This is a genomic window from Pontibacter actiniarum (genome assembly GCF_003585765.1).
GTDB lineage: Bacteria > Bacteroidota > Bacteroidia > Cytophagales > Hymenobacteraceae > Pontibacter > Pontibacter actiniarum.
Window position 1 is genome coordinate 3,880,201 of sequence record NZ_CP021235.1, and the last position, 18,090, is coordinate 3,898,290.

10 protein-coding genes are annotated in these 18,090 nt (G+C 56.1%); 1 reads left to right on the forward strand and 9 read right to left on the reverse strand.

Annotated elements, in window-relative coordinates:
* Both dgt and CA264_RS16740 read right to left on the reverse strand, forming a co-directional pair.
* On the reverse strand, window positions 1-1,404 hold the full coding sequence (dgt, locus tag CA264_RS16735; RefSeq protein WP_036777199.1) for a dGTP triphosphohydrolase: 1,404 nt from the start codon (window positions 1,402-1,404) through the stop codon (window positions 1-3).
* 9 nt (window positions 1,405-1,413) lie between these two features.
* Window positions 1,414-2,325: a DUF3667 domain-containing protein gene (locus CA264_RS16740; RefSeq protein ID WP_025608542.1), complete on the reverse strand. Its 912-nt coding sequence runs from the start codon at window positions 2,323-2,325 to the stop codon at window positions 1,414-1,416.
* A gap of 756 nt (window positions 2,326-3,081) precedes the next feature.
* Between CA264_RS16740 and CA264_RS16745 the strand changes: the two genes are divergently transcribed.
* A complete protein-coding gene (locus CA264_RS16745) occupies window positions 3,082-3,549 on the forward strand; it encodes an Hsp20/alpha crystallin family protein (RefSeq protein WP_025608543.1) in 468 nt (155 codons plus the stop codon).
* Between the two features lie 89 nt (window positions 3,550-3,638).
* Here the strand turns inward: CA264_RS16745 and CA264_RS16750 are convergent, their stop codons facing one another.
* The 7 genes from CA264_RS16750 to CA264_RS16780 all read right to left on the reverse strand — a co-directional run bounded on the left by CA264_RS16750 (window position 3,639) and on the right by CA264_RS16780 (window position 18,087).
* Window positions 3,639-5,798: a T9SS type A sorting domain-containing protein gene (locus tag CA264_RS16750; protein ID WP_025608544.1), complete on the reverse strand. Its 2,160-nt coding sequence runs from the start codon at window positions 5,796-5,798 to the stop codon at window positions 3,639-3,641.
* Between the two features lie 194 nt (window positions 5,799-5,992).
* Window positions 5,993-7,987: a M56 family metallopeptidase gene (locus CA264_RS16755; protein ID WP_025608545.1), complete on the reverse strand. Its 1,995-nt coding sequence runs from the start codon at window positions 7,985-7,987 to the stop codon at window positions 5,993-5,995.
* Entirely contained in the window at window positions 7,984-8,373 is a 390-nt protein-coding gene (locus CA264_RS16760) for a BlaI/MecI/CopY family transcriptional regulator (RefSeq protein ID WP_036777206.1), read from the reverse strand. The genes CA264_RS16755 and CA264_RS16760 overlap by 4 nt, the downstream gene beginning before the upstream one ends.
* Before the next feature lie 281 nt (window positions 8,374-8,654).
* Window positions 8,655-10,640, reverse strand: a complete 1,986-nt coding sequence (locus tag CA264_RS22420) for an OmpA family protein (protein WP_025608547.1) — start codon at window positions 10,638-10,640, stop codon at window positions 8,655-8,657.
* A gap of 19 nt (window positions 10,641-10,659) precedes the next feature.
* Window positions 10,660-11,628 carry a PorP/SprF family type IX secretion system membrane protein gene (locus CA264_RS16770; RefSeq protein WP_237151136.1) on the reverse strand — a complete coding sequence of 323 codons (969 nt, stop codon included), beginning with the start codon at window positions 11,626-11,628 and terminating at the stop codon, window positions 10,660-10,662.
* A gap of 4 nt (window positions 11,629-11,632) precedes the next feature.
* Window positions 11,633-16,540, reverse strand: coding sequence for an ice-binding family protein (locus tag CA264_RS16775; RefSeq protein ID WP_211332056.1), 4,908 nt, complete (start codon window positions 16,538-16,540; stop codon window positions 11,633-11,635).
* Between the two features lie 578 nt (window positions 16,541-17,118).
* Complete coding sequence (locus tag CA264_RS16780) at window positions 17,119-18,087, reverse strand: PorP/SprF family type IX secretion system membrane protein (protein ID WP_025608550.1); 969 nt, start codon at window positions 18,085-18,087, stop codon at window positions 17,119-17,121.
* Between the last annotated feature and the right edge of the window lie 3 nt (window positions 18,088-18,090).

The window sequence follows — 18,090 nt, forward strand, 5'->3', positions numbered from 1 at the left end:
CTAGTACATCCTCGGCAATTCAATGCCTTTAATCTTGCGGTACAGCCCCAGGGCCGCCTGGTCTGTGAGGCTGGCCACAAAGTCGGTGATGTGGATGATGCGCTCGTAAGCGGTGGCGGATTCGGGCAGCTGCAGGTACTGTGGCGGGATAAGCGCTGCCAGTTTCCGGTGGTGCCTGGACTCAGGCTTGAAAACAGCTTTTATCCCCGCATCCAGCAGGCCGCCCAGCACTTCAAAGCCGGCCGCCTCAATCTCCAGCACCGGGCGGTTCTGGTAGATCAACCTTACAGACAGGTCTTTGATCTCGTCCAGCACGGGCTTGCTGCTTACTTCGTTTATCAGCGGCTTATCATAGTTGCCTGCCAGTATCGCCTCTTCGTGCTGCAGAAAAATAGCGGTGGTTTCCTCTATCAGTTTATTGATGATGCGGGCGCGCAGGTAGCCAATCTCTTCTTTCCAATCGTAGAAGGTGAGGCTGGACTTGCGGTTCGGGTCGTCGTTCAGTATCTGGCGGAGCAGGTGCATACCCTGTTCCTGCGGCACCAGGCCCAGCTTCAGGCCATCCTCAAAATCGATGATGCGGTAGCAGATGTCGTCGGCGGCCTCTACCAGAAAGGCCAGTGGGTGGCGGTGGTAAAACACCTCCCCATCCTTGCCCTTCTTCAGCAGCCCCAACTCCTGTGCAATGGTGTTAAACCACGCTTTCTCCGTCTGAAAAAAGCCATACTTCTTTTCGCTGGTACTCTTCGTGTCGGCTATTTTGGGCAGCGACTCCTTCGGGTATTTGGTAAAGGTAGCCAGGGTGGTGTAGGTCAGGCTAAGGCCGCTGTGGCTTACGCCGTCGGGCAACTGGCAGTGCGCCGGGTAAGTATACGTGAGCACTCTAAAACCGGCAGCGTTGCCTTCATAGTTACAAAGATCCGCTTTTTCGGCCGCTGTAAGCCCCTGCAAGTATGGCTGCGCCTCGTCGCTCTGGAAATAGGCTGAGATGGCATCCTCACCGGAGTGGCCAAAGGGCGGGTTGCCGATATCGTGGGCGAGGCAGGCCGCGGCCACCACATCCCCAAAATCAGCCTCCTGTATATTTATATTCTTCTCCTCCGCCAGCTCCTGGTGCCGCTCCAAAATGCTTTTGCCCACAATGCGGCCCAACGAGCGCCCTACTACCGATGCCTCCAGGCTGTGCGTCAGGCGGGTGTGCACAAAGTCACTTTCCGGCATGGGCATCACCTGCGTCTTGTTCTGCAAGCGTCTGAAGGCTGAGGAGAACACGATACGGTCGTAGTCGCGCTGAAACTCGCCCCGGACCGATTCGTCCGAAGTATACTTTTTGTCTGTGGCCTCAAAGCGCTTCTTTGAGATAAGTTTGTCCCACGTGGTACTAGCGATGGTTGGCTGGCTCATGATATTATTTTACAGCATCACACTGATCATAAAGGTACCGATCAGGAAAACGGCAAGGGTAAAGACGTACACCAGGGTGAGCGGAATAAGCTTCAGGAGGGTTTTGAGATACGATGTTTTGTAGACTCTCTTTAAGGCAAAGTACAGGTACACCACCATCACCACCATCACCGCGTCCGTCAGGTCTAGCGGGATAACGTAGGCAAGGCTAACGGCAACGATGATCAGTATAAAGTAAAAGGTGTGCAGGTGGATGGAGAACATCAGGTGCTCTACATAGTTGCGCCCCTTCCTGTAGAAGAACAGGTACAGCAGGTATCCGAAGAACGGCATGAGCAGAAACATCATGAACGAGGTGTTCTTCAGCATCTTTTGCAACGACTGGTCGCCGCCCTTGAAGAAGGTGGCGATCTTCACCTCGAGCTCCTCCGTATCCCCGGCGCCCACCTCCGTCGCCTTTGGCACCGCTGCGGAATCGGGACCGGCAACAACCTTTGCCACCGCTACCGGGTCTAAGCTGTCTGCGCTGACTCCTTTCAGGACCGGCAGCCTTTGCTCCAGCACCGCCTGCTCTTGCGGGGTTACGTTTATGGCCATGGTGCCTTTGGTGGTGATGGCCAGCACAAAGAAGAAAACCAGGCTGACAAACACATACAGGCGGATAGGCGGCACATACGATGCGCGCTGCCCCGTGTTAAACTTCTCCGTAAGCAGGCCCGGCCGGAAGAGCAAGTACTTTAAGGTAACCCAAAACTTTGTGTCGTAATGCAGGGTTCCCTCCAGAAACTCCCACACCAGGTGCTTCACCGGCACGTTTAAGTCGTGGTTCTCCTGGCCGCAGTTGGGGCAGTAGTTGTTAACTTCTTCAAACGTGTAGCCACAGTTAGGGCATTGGGTAAACTTGCGTCTTTTCTTTTCCATTTGGTGCTGCAGGGGCAAGTATGGCTTTTATCAAGCTCAAATATAGTTTTATACCTGTAATTATACCAACTGTATCGCTATAACAGCAGGTATGCGATAAAAAGCAGGCGGTAGAGCACCAAGTTTTTTTCCTGCCCATGTTACAACACAACAAGGCAAAGATCAACCGAAAACAGCTTTAGCAACGCCAGCAAGGGCTTTTACTCCCCTATGAGATAAGCAGGCGCACCACTGCCATGTTACAAATAAGTGTTAAAATACCTTGTGTTACAGAGAAGGGATGCCGAATTTTGACCCATCGCGCCAACCTTTTCAAGCTGGAAAACACTTTTTCGCTCTATCAAACCCTATGTGTGGCGGGTGTGTGGTTTTGTCCTTTTTCCATGTGTGGCAAACAAAAACACCGCAGCCTATTACCCTAGAAGGCAAGCAGCTAGCAATTTCCCCAGATTGCACGCTGCTTGCCTTTTCGTTTTCGGAGTTGGTCAGGCTCCGTCCTGCGCCTGGTGGCCGTACGTCCGCAGCCCCCTGTTACGCTTGGCCAAATTTCTCCTGCGCCGGCACACCTCCAGACAAAACCCATGTTACAATTAGGCAACATTCCAACTTTATGAGCGAACTGCCTACGGCTCAGTGTTAAAGCTGCTGGCGCGCCACAACAACGGCATGCCGCCATCGTAAATCAAAGAGTGGAAGCACAATGCATTGTTGTTTTAATACTTTCTATGTTTCATAACTAAAACAGGAGGAATTATCATGGCAAATGTAGCAAAGAGAAATGGAGGGGCTTCGGCTCCGGCGCGTTCCGTGTTTTCAGACTTCTTTAGCGACATGGATCGCTTTTTTGAAAACGACATGTGGCGGCTGCCGACCCAGCGCAGACACCAGCTGATGGCAGACCTGCCGGCCACCAATATCCGCGAAAACGAAAGAGACTACAGCATAGAGGTGGCGGCCCCGGGTATGCAGAAAGACGACTTTAACATTGAGGTAAACGAAGGCATGCTGACCATCAGCTCCCAGAAAGAGGCCAGCAACACAGAGGAGCAGGAGAACTACACCCGCCGGGAGTACAACTACAGCTCGTTCAGCCGCTCTTTCCGTTTACCAAAGGGCATCAAAGAAGACAGTATTAAAGCCAGCTATAAGGATGGCATTCTGCACATTAACGTGCCCAAGGGGCAGGAGCGGGAAAAGCCCCGCCACCGCATTAACATCGAATAGAAACACCAGAAACGACAGCGCATCAAAAAGGGCGGAGAAGCAACACTCTCCGCCCTTTTTGATGCCACAGCCACCTTGCCTGCAGGCTGCTACAGCTTTAGGATGCGCTGCTGTCCGCTACGGGTGCCTTCCTGCCACTTCAGGATATAGATTCCGCCGGCAATTCCGGTCAGGTCCAGCTCGACCGGCACGTTGGAGTCAGTCAGCTCCAGCACCACATCACGCACCAGCTGGCCTTTCATATCGTACACCTGTATTTGCATGTCCGTTGTCCTGTCCACCAGGTACGAGAGCCTTAGCCGGTCTTCGTCTGCTGCCGTGAAAGGGTTCGGGTATACCCGGAGTATGCGCAGGTCGGCCGGGTTCAGCACCCGTACCCGTGGCGAAAAACTGTAGGTACCGTCGTTGTACACGACCCGCAGCCGGTAATAGCTCACCCCAGGCAGCGGCTCATTATCTACAAAGGTATAGTTCAGGTCCCCGTCCGGCCTAGGCCCGTCCGCATCGGTCGTGCCGATATCGGTAAAGTCAATGCCGTTGGGGCTGCGCTGTATCAGGAAATTATTCACGACCAGCTCGTTTCTGGTGGTCCAGCTGACGGCAACGGCATCGGGCGAGGTGAACTCCGCCTCCAGTGCCAGTATTTCCGGGGCAAGGTTACATTCCCCTTCAGGGTTAGGAATCATTGGCCCGGGCACGTTTCGGCAGTTGTATTCCCCTAGTGTTGCCCCGAGCAGTACGCTGTTGGCAAGCACCAGCTCCGCACCCGCAATATCCAGTGAGCTGAGGTCACGCACCAGCTGCTCCGACTCAATAGCGTAGAACATCACGGCCCGGACCAGGTTGACGTGGCCCAGCTGGTGGGCATGCCCGAGCTCATGCAGCATCACAGTCTCGAAGTCGAACTGCGGGCGCACAGGGGCGGCAGGGCCGTATTCCCAGTTAATGCTGTTGTTGATTTCCATATCGAACTCAGAAACCCAGAAAAGGGTGTCTGTTTCGCTGGGGCAGCCTTCGTAACGGCTAACAGTGCGGGCCAGTACGTTTGCCCCCACCACAGAAGTAGGAGCGAAACGGATAACCACCACGCCGTCGTCGGCTGCAACCTCCTTGCTGGTGGGGGAGCCGATCTCCCAGTTCACCTCCGAGGCGCACACCCAGGTATTCATGGCCCGGCGGAAACCCTCCTGCGCGGCCTGCCGGCTTTGCATACTTGGGGCGAAGTGAATATCGTACCCGCCGCCGTCCGGCCCGACCAGTATCGGCTGAAAAGACTTATCGTCGTAGTCTACGTTTGAGTAGGCGAACTCCAGGATAATTGGGTCCTGGGAGATAGCGCTGCCGCCGTTATCCGTTACAACCCGGATTGGGCCTGAGCCTACTGTATTCTGATCCACTGTGATGGAGGGGATATACATCTGTATGCGCGTATTCGTCCAGGAGATGTACGCGTCCGGCAGCGGCCGCACGTAGGTCTGGCCGCCGTCATCGGCATTCTGAAACTCCACGGCGCCGTTGCCGCGGCTGCTGCCAAAGCCCGAGCCGTTGATCGTTAAAACCACGCCAGTGCCCGCACTGGCCACTTTTGGCGCAAAGGAGGAGATAGCCGGCGCCAGGGGCGCTGCCTGGCCCTGCTGCTGCCTCTGCTGAATGGGGGCAGCCTGTAGTTTTTCATTTTCTGTAACGGTGCGGTAGCTCTGGCCGGTTTTTGCCCTTACTTCCTCATACAGTTTCTGCACGCTGCCGTAGCTATCGAAAACACCGCGGGCGGTACGGTCCGCCATGTTGTACGCTACAAAGCCCTGCTGGCTGCCGTAGGCGCTAGTGCTCAGGGGGGTGCTGCCGGGGGTGCGTTGCAGCACCTGCTGGCGCTTCAGAAAGAACATGCCCTGCTGCCCCGGCTTCAGCATTAGCGCCGTGGAGTACACGTGCTTCTTCAGGCCAACGGTGCCCCCCTCCGTAATCACCTCCACCTCTCCGGCCTGCACTTCGCCTTTAAAGGACTTGTATACTTTTATGATGTTGGAAGTATAGATGTTCTCGTGGCGGGCATCCCAAAACGACTTTTGCCGCACCACTTCTCCCTCTACCACTACATCGGCCTGCGCTACCCGCTCCTGCAGCGAGAGCGGCAGCATGTGTTGGGTATCGGAGGCAAGTGCGTGGCGGGCAACAAACAGCAGAGAAAGGAACAGCAGCGTAAGCGCAACGCGCCCACCTGCTACAGTCAGAGGGTACTTGTTAGCCATAAAGAAGGGTATGGGTCATGTGGGCAATCAAACAATACTTTTACGCCAGCCGCGGGGCCAGTGGTTTATACTTACGCAAGTTTACACCATCGGGGATATATTGTTACGCACAAAGTAGCGCCCGCTACGTAACAGCAAAACACCCACCAGGTATATTTTTCGCTGGCGGGTGTTCTGCTGCTGTGAAACTTAAGCTACTTACTGTCCGGGGCCATCCACTTTTTATACTTGTCGTACACCTTCTTTGGCTGCTTTTTATCGTTGATAAACAGCTCCCCGTTATTGATCCGGACATTCAGGTTACTGCTGTTGCTGTCAATCAGCCCGTCTTTCACCATCTCCGCCTTCATCTCATCCATTTGCTTGGCGTGGTCTCTGCGGCGGGCTTCCATCTCCTCCCTGCGCGCTTCCATCTCGGCACGCCTGGCTTGCATTTCCTCCTGCCGGGCCTCCATGCGGGCCCTCATTGCGGTAGCTCGTTCTTCTTGTCTCAGCTTCATCTCTTTTTGTCTAAGGCTGTCCTGCGCTATACGTTTAACTGCCGCCTCCTGTTCAAGCGCGCGCACGGCCTGCTCCACTTGCTGCTCGTACTGTTCTAGTTCCTGCTCATGCTGTTCTACTTGCTGTTCATACTGCTCCAACTGTTCTAGCTGTTCCAGCTGCTGGAACGCTTTCTTATTCTTCTTGCTTGCACCGGCAGGAGGAGCAGGCGGCGGAGGCGGTGCAAGGGCTGGCGCACCTACTGGCGGCACGGGGGGCACGGGGGGCATAGGCGGCAGGGGCGGCAGCCTGTCTCCGCGAAAGCTTTGCACAACAGTTCTTTCCTCCCTTACCTGCCGCTCGACCCTGTCAAGGGCCCGTTGCTCCCGCTCTATTAGCGCCTTTACCTCGTCCCGGTTGGCTTTAGGGGCGTTTTTGGTCGCCTCCAGGCGCTGGTCCACCAGGCTTTTGTACTTGTCTATGTCGCGCTTCGGGATGCGCTTGCCATCCACGTAAAGCTGCTTTACCTTTCCCTTTTTGTTTGTGATGATAACCACGTTACGGTTCTTACCGGCCGAGTCCTGCGCCATGAACGCAACGGCTTCCTCCGAATCCGCCTTCGTGTCGGCAGCCGTGGAGCCTTCCTCTAACGGCTCCAGCACGGTGCCTTCCAGCGGCTGCTGTCCGGCCACCGCTCCAAAAGACAGCACCAGCACACCCACCACCAGTACCAGTCCTGCGGCAAACCCCTCGGTGAAGGTCGGCTTCAGCGGTTGCCCCACCAGGCGCTTGATCCGATTCACAAGGGAGCCCCGCTGCCCGGAGAAAGCAAGCGCCGCCCCCGAGGCACCGGGCATCCGCATGGTTTCCAGCTCGGTAAGCGCCCGGGCGTAGGTCAGCTTGTCGCCGCACAGCGCCACGGCAATGTCATCGCAGCAGTTCTCGCGCTCGGCGCGCACCACACCGGACACCCACCACATGGCAGGGTGGAAGAAGAACAGCATGTCCACCACCGACTGCAGCAGGTTCAGCAGGTAGTCTTTGCGAAAGATATGTGCCAGTTCGTGGGCGAGCACAGCCTCTACCTGTGCCTGCGTCAGGCCGGCAACGGCGCCCACAGGCAGCAGGATCACTGGCTTGGCCACGCCGATGGCCATTGGCACCCGCACCAGTGCAGACTCCATAAGCTGCACTGCCTGGCTCACCCCCAGGCGCCGGCGCAGCAGGTCAAGCTGCTGTTGCCACCGCTCCCCAAGCGCCGTCGTTCTGTAGTGGCGCAGGCGCTGCGTATACGCCAGGCCTCCTATAAGCCGCACGGCCATCAGCACCATGCCCAGCAGCCACAGCAGCACCAGCAGGGGCAGGTGCTGCTCAAAGTACACCTGCGACACGCCAACCGGGTCTGCCCAGAACGATGCCGCCGCCGCAGTAGCCTCTACTGTAACGCCCGGCACCTCCGCCGGAAAGGCCTTTGCCGTACTTACCGGTGCGTTAGCGTAATAAGACAGTGTAAAAGCCGATAATACCAGCTGTGCCAGCATAGCCGCACTGGCCACCGCATAGCGGGTTTTAGCCGACCGCCGATGCAGCAGCACCAGCAGTACACTTAAAATCAGGGCTACGAAGGCCCCTTGCCACAGCGCGTGCAACAGTGTCCAGCCGAGGGCATTTACCAGCTCGCCGGGGATCAGGTTGATGAGTCGGTTCATTTTTCTCCTCCTTCCAGTTTATCTAACAGGTCTCTGATTTCATCCAGTTCTTCTTTGGAGGTGCGGCTGTTGCCCAGCGCCTGCATAACCAGCTTGCTGGCCGAACCGCGAAAGGCCGTATCGAGAAAGCGGTTGAGCAGCTGCTGTTGCGTATCCTCCTCCTGCAGCAATGGCCTGAAGATGTGGGAGCGGCTTGACTTATCCGCCTCCAGCATTCCCTTTTCCGTCATCAGCTGCATAATCTTAAGCGTGGTAGTGTAGCCGGCGTCCTTTGTTTTGGCAAGCTCTTCATGCACAAAGCGCACAGTGCTCGGGCCATGCTGCCAGAGTACCTGCAGTATCTCCAGCTCTGACTCGGTAGGTTTAGGTATTTGAGATAAGGCCATAGTTGCTAAACAGTTATAGGTTATGTATTGAGTGTACTACAAGTAACTACGAATAGTTTCGTAATGCAAGTTTATTTACGATTATTTTCGTAGTTATTCTTTCAAAGACGCCCCGTGCAGCAGTTCATGGTTACAAGGCCCGTAGGGAGCAGCCCCGGTTTCAGTAGCCATCCTGACAGGCGGCTAGCCTAGGATTAAACGCCTCGGTTGCTAAAGCTCCTAAAACAAAAGAGGCCAGCAGGTGTACCTGCTGGCCTCTTTTTATACTTACGCTTGCCCTGTTACTTCAGGATCTTGAACTCTGTGCGGCGGTTTTCCTGGTGCTGCACCTCTGAGCAAACCTCTCCGTCCTTACAGCCGTTGATCAGCCTGGACTCACCGTAGCCTCTGGCAATTACCCTGTCGCGGCTGATGCCTTTGGCAATAAGGTAATCCACGGCAGACTGGGCCCGCAGCTGCGAGAGCACCTGGTTGTACTCATCCGTCTGGCGGCTGTCGGTGTGGGAGCTAAGCTCAATGCGAACGCCTGGGTTATCCTGCAGCGTCTGCACCAGCTTGTCCAGCTCCAGCGCGGCGGCTGGCTTGATGTCGAACTTGTCGAGGTCGTAGTAGATGTTCTCAATCCCAATCGGCTTGTTAGGCGTGTCGCGGATAAACTCAAACACGACCTGCACTGTATCCGACTCATAGCGGCAGTCCGGCAAAACAGACAGCGACTGCGCCAGGTAACCCGACTTGCTGCCTTTGATCGTATACTTTTTGCCCGCCATCACCGGGAATTTAAATGTTCCCTTCTCGTCGGACTTTGCCTCCAGTACCACGGCATCGGTATCTTCGTCGATCAGCTGCAGCAATGCATCTGAAACGGGCGCATAGGTTGTCTTCACAGTACCGGCCTGGGCAATACGCTCTACTGCCTCGCCTGCCAGCGTACACTGCACCTGGTATTTCCTAAAGGTCAGGATGTCGTCAAAACCGTTCTCAGAAAGGCGGCTCGAAGAAAGCAGGCCCTTGGTGCCCGTGCTGTCCATCATGATACCAAAGTCGTCCTGCGACGTGTTGAGCGGGTACTTCAGGTTCTCCACCTTCTGCCACGCTTTGTGCGGGCCTACTGCCTTGAAAAGGTCAAGGCCGCCCATACCGATGTGCCCGTCGGAGGAGAAGTATAAGTTACCATCGGCCCCAAGGCTGACAAAGCTTTCTCGGCCGCTTGTGTTGATCAGGGAGCCCGCATTAACGGGTTTGCCCCAGGAGCCGTCCGGCTGGCGCTCGCTGTAGTAGATATCTGTTTCGCCGAAGCCGCCCATCATGTCTGAGGCAAAGTACAGCACCTGCCCGTCCGGTGTGATAGCCGGGTGGCCAATGGAGTACTCATCGGTGTTGTTGTAAGCAAAAGCAACCTCTTTCTGCCATTTGCCTTTATCACCTCCCTTGCGGCGGGCCATGTAAATGCCGTGGCGGTTGGTGTGCGTGCCGTTGTCGCTGCCCTTAAACCAGCTGGTGGGGTCCGGGTTGGTGCCCTTGGTCTTTTTCTTTACCACCTGTGTGCGGGTAAAGTACAGCGTCTTCTCCTTTTCCAGGTAGTCGGCCGGGCCGTTGTGGTACGAGGTGTTGATGACCGACGGGAGTGCCTCCGGCGCTCCCCAGGTGCTGTCGCTCAGGGCCGGGGCAAAGTACATTTGGATAAAGCCGTTGCCGGTCCAGTTGTTGCGCTTCGTCTGCTGCTTCTCCATCCTGTCAGACGAGAAGAACAGGCCTTCCTTCGTGCGAATCGGGCCAAAGTCTGCCCCCTCTGAGTTCATGGCTTTGAGCTGGTCCAGCCTGTACGGCTCCGGGTACTTCATCCACTTCATGGCTGTGTCGCACGAGGCGGCCATACGGTTTGCCAGCGCGCGCTGTGCCGGCACCTTGCTGCCGTACTCCAGGAACAGTTGTTTGGCCTTGGCGTAATTGGCGTTACGCTTGGCAGACTCCGCATACAGGTAGAAGTTGGACGGGTCTGCGTTCGGGAAGGTGATGGCCTGTGCGTACCAGAACTCAGCCTCCTTGCTGTTGTTCAGGATACGGTAGCTGTCGGCGATGCGCTGCACCACCATCAGCGTCGGCTCTTCTTTCTCAAGCACCTTCTCATAGGCCTCGAGCGCAAGGCTGAACTCAAAGTTGTTAAAGTACTTGTCAGCTTGTTTCATTTCCTGTGCCAGCACAGGCAGGCGCCCACTGGCTGCAAAGCAAACGAGCGCCAGGACGAGGGTAAACTTACATTTCATATAATAAGGGTATTAAGAACTATAGGTTTCGAGGAGTCAGGATGCGGCCAAACTTCTTCTTCAGGAAATAGTAGCCCAAAGATACTTCATGGCTTGAGTAATTTTTCAATTCGTTGAGGCTAATATCGTAAGAATATCCGATCCGCAGCCTTTGCGTAGCATACACCTGCGTGATCAGGGCCAGCGCGTTCCGCTTTTCCAGCTGCTTCATCTCCTGGTTGGTAAACATCGGCACCGCGGTACGGTACGAGGCACCGAACCAGATGCGGTTGTGCAGCAGCACAAAGGAGTTCAGGTCCACGGCTGTCGGGCTCCTGAAGTCCTCCTTTATCAGGATGCTTGGCTTCAGGCGTACGTTGCGGCTGATGTCGAACACGTAGCCGCTGGACAGGAAGTAGTGGCGGCGCGGTGTGGCGATCTCCGTTTTGTCATCCTTGAATGGCACCAGGTTGGCAACAGAGAACCCCACATAGTAGCGCTCCGTGTTATAGAAGGTGCCGATCTTCAGGTCTGGCAGCACCTGCGACACGCGCCCTTCCGGAATGGCCTGGTCCAGTTCCTCGCTGCCGGGGTCCAGTTTGGTCCCATCCAACGTGTACTGCGACACCCCCACGGCCACCCCCAGGGAGAGCTCGGAGTAGCGGTCCAGCTTAATTCTGGTAGACAGTGCCCCGTACACCCCCGTCTGGCTCTGCGCCCCGATCTCATCGTTGATCAGGTGCAGGCCCCAGCCCAGGTTCTTGCTGCCTGTGGGACCGTCCACGCTCAGGGTCTGCGACGTCGGTGCGCCCTCCAGCCCCGTCCATTGGGTGCGGTAGGTGATGTTGGCGTGCAGTATCTGTTTACTGCCAGCATAGGCAGGGTTTACCACCAGCTCATTAAAGATGTACTGGCTGTACTGCGGAGCCTGCTGTGCAAACGCCGCGGGTGCCGCCACGATGCCCAGCAGGATGATTAATTTCTGAATTGCCTTCACGTTTGTTGCCATCGCCTTACCTTACTATCATCACGTATCCTTTGAACATTTTATCCTCCCCGTCGCAAAGCTTCACGCGCACCACATAGAAGTAGGTGCCCTCGCTCAGGTTATCGCCGGTCCAGTTACCCTGGTAGGACTTGCCGTGGTACACTTGGTTGCCCCAGCGGTTAATGATCGTTACTTCGTTGTCAGGATAATTCTCCAGGTTCTTGATCTTCCAGGTGTCGTGGGTGCCGTCGTTGTTCGGAGAGAACACGTTCGGGAAGTTCAGGTCGCTCTTGGCCATGATGGCGCTCGGGGTGATGTAGAGCGGCTCGTCCACACAGCCGCCGTTGCCTACAACCACACTAATATCGCCTTTGCCAGCCCCTGGCTCCACGGTGATCTTCGGGGTGCCCTGCCCGGAGGTAATGCTCCAGCCAGCCGGCACGGCCCAGGTGTAGGTAGTGGCCCCCGGCACCGGCTCCACCTCATAGCTCAGGCCAACGCACGGTGTGCTGCGGTCGATGATCGCGGTGGCTCCCTCGGCCGGCATCACCCCTACTTTTAACGAAGCAGGGCTTGTACTGCCACAGCCATTCTGGCCTGTTACCGTTATCGTGCCTGCCTCGCTGCCGGCTACTACCGTAATCGTGGCAGTACCCTGGCCGGTTGTAATGCTCCAGCCAGCTGGCACGTTCCAGTTGTAGGTAGCATCGGCCGTAGGGTTCTCAATGGTGTAGGTAACTGTTCCGCCAACGCACACACCTGCTTCCCCTACGATAGCGCCTGGTTCAACAGGCGCAGCAGGAGTAGGCCTTACTTCCATTTCAGCCGTGCCACTGTCACCGCAGCTGTTCTTCGCTGTCACTTTGATTTTGCCGGCCGTGCCGTCGGCGATTACCTCCAGCGTATTGGTGTTCTGCCCTGAGACGATCGTCCAGCCTTTCGGCACCTCCCACAGGTAGGTGTCCACGTTTCCGACGGTGTTGGCGGTAACGCTGTAGGTTGTGTTCTCGCTCTGGCATGGGGTAAATGAGCCGATGGTGATTTCCGGCACCAACGGGAAGGTTTGCGCCCTTGTCTCTGCCTTGGCAGTACCGCCATCTCCGCAGGAGTTAGTGGCGGTTACGGTTACCTCTCCACCCACGGCTCCCGCCGTAACGGTGATGCGTGTTGTACCCTGGCCGTCCGTGATAACCCATCCTGCCGGAACGGTCCAGCTGTAGCCGTTTGCGCCTGCTATAGGGTCAACGCTGTACTCGAGGCCGGTTGTGCCCTGGCAGAAGCTGCCTGCCGGCACTTTGATCGCGCCCGGTGCGAGCGGCGCACCCTGTGCCACCTCTACAGCCAGTTCAGCATCTCCGCTTCCGCCGCAGCTGTTTACAGCTACTACAGTTACGTTGCCCACTGCCTTCCCAATTTTCGCTTCTATACTTGTTGTGCCCTGGCCTGAGAGAATTTCCCAATCGCCCGGCACAGACCAGGTGTAAGAGCTGGCCGTGCTAACCGGATCAATACTGTACACCACAGTGGTACTGCTACATACTTGCGGAGAGCCGACAATTGACTCTGGTGTGGTTGGCGCAGCCGTGTTAACCGGAATATTACGGGAGATGGTGCCACCGTCGCCGCAGTCGTTGAGGCTGGTTACGGTCACGTCTCCGGCCGTGGCGTTTACTTTTACAAGGATGCTGGCTGTACCCTGGCCCGAAATGATCTGCCAGCCGGCAGGCACTACCCAGTTGTAACCGCTTGCGCCTGCCACTTCCTTCACAGAGAAGGTCACTTCATCGCCTGCACACACATCTATGTTTCCTAGTATGGCTTCCGGAGCGGCTGCCACGGCGGTAACCGGCGTCACCTGTAGCGTCCGGGCGAAGCCCGGCCCGCAGCCGTTCTCTGCTGTTACGCTAACCGTGCCTGCTGTTCCGTCGGTTTCTACAGTGATTGAGGTGCCGTTATCCTCCAGCACCTGCCATCCTTCCGGAACGCTCCAGTTATACTTGAAGGCATGCTGCACAGGATCGATGCTGAAGGTGTGCACCTTGCCGGCACAAGGGTAGAGGTTGCCGGTGATAGGGTCTGGCGTGGCCGGTACGGTATCCGTTACCACGGTGGCCAGCTGTGTTTCGCTGGTTACACCGCAGGCATTTACCGCTCGTACGCTAATCGTAGTTGGTTCAGTTCCGGCGTTCACCACGATGCTGGTGGAACCCTGACCGGATACAATCTGCCAGTCTTTGTCGCCCACCGACCAGAGGTAGGAAGAGGCACCGGCTACCGGCTCAATAGAGTACGTTACGTTTCGCTGATTGACACATGCAGAAGGCGGGCCAGTGATTGCGCCCGGCTGATCTGGCGGCGATGGTACTACCGTTACAGGCATGCTTGCCGCACCGCCCTCACCGCAGTCGTTCAGGGCGGCTACAGTTACTGCTCCCTCCATCGCACCGGCTGTTACCGTGATGCGGGAAGTGCCCTGGCCGGAGGTTATTACCCAGTCAGCCGGAACAGTCCAGGTATAGCCGCTTTCGCTGGCTACGGGGTTAACCCGGTATTCATAATTAACGCCATCCTGGCAAACCTCACTTGGGCCAACAATGCTGGTTGGTGGGGCAGGAGGAGTTATTTGTGGCTGCACGTCCAAGGCACTCACAGCACCTGTGCCGCAGCCGTTAACTACCGCCACTGTAACCTTGCCGCTCATGGCGCCTGTTGTCACCTCAATCGAGGTAGTGCCCTGGCCGGAGATGATGGTCCAGTCAGCAGGAACGCTCCACACGTAAGAGGCCGCATCTGTTTCTTCCGCAATGCTGTAGGTCGCGTTACTGTTTGCGCAGCCATACATTTTTCCTGTGATCGGCCCCGGGGCTACAGGCACGCCTTCCGCAGCAATTATTCTTAAAGAGCTCTTATCGCTTGTTCCGCAGTCGTTGATGGCCACTACGGTGATGTCGCCACCCTCTGCACTAGCATCTACTACGATTTTAACTGTTCCCTGCCCTTCTACGATATCCCATCCTTCCGGCACGGTCCAATAGTAATAAGTGGCGGTAGGCACAGGTTCAACAAAGTACTCCAGGCCAGTCTGGTTAGAGCAGGTGTAAGCTTCACCTGTTATCTGGCCGGGTGCAGGGCTTGGCGACGAAACCGGTTCCACGTGCTTGGCAACAGGCTCACTGACACCGCAGCCGTTCTCCAGCCTTACAGTGATGTCACCGGCCGCACTTCCGATCCGCACCATTACTTTTCTGGTGCCGTTGCCAGACACAATAGACCAGCCGTCTCCCGTTACTTCCCAGTTATAGGTTTTTGCGGTTGGCTCCTCTGCCACCTCAAACGGCATCACGGTACCCACGCAGCCCTGCGGGGTGCCGATGATTTCGGTGGGCATTTCCGGGGTGGCATCGTCTACGCGTACTTGCAGTGTTTGCGGAACGCTGCTTCCGCAGGCATTAATAGCCATGACAGACACTGTACCGCCAGTGGCGCCCGGGATCACGGAGATTTCTGTTGTGCCTTGCCCAGTTTCGATCGCCCATCCTTCCGGAACTGCCCAGCTATAGGAGCTGGCGTTGGCCACTGGTACGATGCTGTAGGTGGCGCTTGCAGTGCCACGGCAGATAGCGTCCGGCCCTGTAATAGGCCCCGGCTGCGGCGGCACATCGGCCTGCATGGTGACACCCAAGGCTCTGGCCGGCCCTTCGCCGCAGGTATTACTGGCCGTTACTTTAATAAAGCCTGACCTTTCCGGGTTAGGATTTGAACCCCCAACCGTTACGCGTATGGTGGTTGATCTGGTAGCGGGGCCGAGCGGCACAAAGCTCCATCCGGACGGCACACTCCAGGTATAGCGGGTGGCTCCGTCCACGTCAGCAATGCTGTACTCAAAGCTATCGCCCAAGCATACCTCCGCCGGGCCGTTGATCACACCGGTCTCTGACAGCAGCACGCAGAAGCTAAGATCGCCGGTGTTGTTCTGCCTTACCTCATCAATACCAATGCCGTACACCAGGCCCCGCAGGTAGCCTGCGCCCGCCTGGTTTACCCTTGCCACGATGGTGAGCGCCACCTCCTCCTGGTAAGCCAGAGAGCCAACAGCCCAGGCAGAGCCGCTGAAGCTGGTGCCGGGCCTGGAGGAAGTATAGCTCTGCATCTCTCCAGAGAACTGTATCCCTGTTACGACAACCCCTTCTTCGTTGGTAGGGCCGTTGTTGCGCACTTTAATGGTGTAGGAAATGGTTTCGCCGAAGGCATAGGTATCAGGGCCTTTGCTGCCTGGTGTCTTGGAAAGGATGATCTCCAGGTCGGCGGGATGGTTCAGCACGTTGTTTGATAGCTGAATCTCTCCCTCTCGGGCGATAAGGCGGCCCTGCAGCTGCGCCCCGTCCTGCATGACAATGTTGCCCCTGGCGAAAACGTTTCCCAGGGCCGCTGCGCCCTGCGCCACCTGCACATTCCCCTCTACCACCCAAAACAGGTTAATGCCGGCCGCGTTGTTTAGCAACTCGTACTCTCCTTTGGTCAGGGTGAGGTTTCCTGTTACCTTGATGATAAAGACAGGGTTTCTCTGGCTAAGGCCGTTCAGCGTAAGCTTTCCGTTCAGGCTTGCGTCGCCGTTGATGGTGTATACCCCGGGCGTGATGGTGCTGCCAGTGAGGTTATTGGAAGCAATCGTACCTGTGTTAGCCTGGCCAGCCATGAAATCATACGCTACACGGGCATCTGCAATGGCTTGCTTCGCCAACTGACCGCCCTGGTAATACCCGCGGCGGTACTCCCCTGGCGGGAAACCCTGTATTGCTCCGTTGGCGACACCTATACTGGCATGCACAACGGTATTGCCTGTGTTGGTGATTTTAGACGATGCCACAGCTCCAAACTCATACACGGCACCCAAGGCAGGTGCCTGTTGAGCAGAGGCCACAACAGACATCATACAAAAGCATACTAGCAATAGTATGACTTTTTCTAACCAGCTTCTCATTCAGTCAATAGTAAAAACTTCCGTATAAATTATTTCTTTTAAGTGAAACATTGAGCATCCTTCTGGCACACTACATTGTACTAAATCAACCACTTCCGCCGGATTTAACTCATTGAGTCAGTTTTTCAGGTGCAATAATAGACTTTAAAAATTACATAGAAAAATTATTAAAACAGCACCCTGCCATTATCTACTATATTACACCTAAATTTTCACAATTTTAAGTACCCTGTATACTTTACCTAAATGTTTAAATTTTTTCACCTGCTATCAATATATAAAAATATAGATTATCAGATATAGATGCTCTAAACTACTTTATTTATATCAGGCAAAATCAGCCGGGCAAGAGAGGCTGCTCCGTATTTATGCGCCAGGCCTTCGGAACGGCAACAAAATAACACAGCCTGCACCCAGCTTCCGAGGCCTGCGATTTTGCACTTACCCGAAAAATAACAAATCCCCCTGGCTACTGTCTCTACAGCAGCCAGGGGGATTTGCAGTTTATCCCAAAAGGGGTTATTCTGTGCCTACCACACCCATTGCGGGCAGATGATGCGCCTGTTGTTTAGGAGCTTGAAGCCAAGCACCACTTCGTGGGTGCCTGCGCTCACGTTGTTGAGGTCAGAGGTAGTGAAGTCGTAGGAGTAGGAGAGATCTAGCAGGGGGCTGATGTATACGCCGACCATGGCCACCAACGCGTCGTTGTGCCGGTAGGAGCCTCCTACCCAAAAGCGCTCGTCATACATCACCCGCAAGCTGGCATCGATAGAGGCGGGGCTCGGGTCGGCAAGTTTCAGCATCACCGACGGTATCACATCAAGGCTTTCTGTTGGCTCCAGGCGGTAACTGGCGGTGATAAAGTAGTGGCGCTGCAGCTCCAGGGTCGCCTCGTCGCTACTCACCACACCGTCGCCGAAACTGCCCGCGTTTTTCAGCAGCTGCGCCCCGGACACGCCCACCGAGAAGTTACGGGAGTACAGCCACAGGCCCAGGTTTAGGTCCAGCATGGTGTTGTTTATGTCGCCCCCTCCGGCCAGGGGGTCGTTGTCGTTCGAAAAGTCCAGCTCGCTTGCGTTGATCGAGTTGCGGATAAGGCCGGTAGCCACGCCCGCCGAAACGTTTATACTTGTGGTGAGGGGCAGGTGGTAGGCGTAGGACACGCTGAGGCCTGTGCGGCGCAGAGGCCCCGTCTTGTCGGTGTGAAGTGTCGCGCCCACACCATGGTGCGCCAGCGCCCGGTGATACTTGTTGCCCGAAGCACCCTTGTTCAGCGGCGTGTGCACCGACACGTAGTACGTGCTAGGGGCCCCCTCCAGCCCGACCCACTGCCGCCGGTGGCTCAGCCGGACATCAGCATAATCCTCAATGCCTGAGATAGCCGGGTTGAGCAGGTAGTTGTTGAGCATGTACTGGCTGTACTGCGGGCGTTGCTGCCCCACAGCCAGCTGCGCCACAGCAAAGAACAGGGAAAGTATAAGTATAAGCGGCTTGTTCATGTC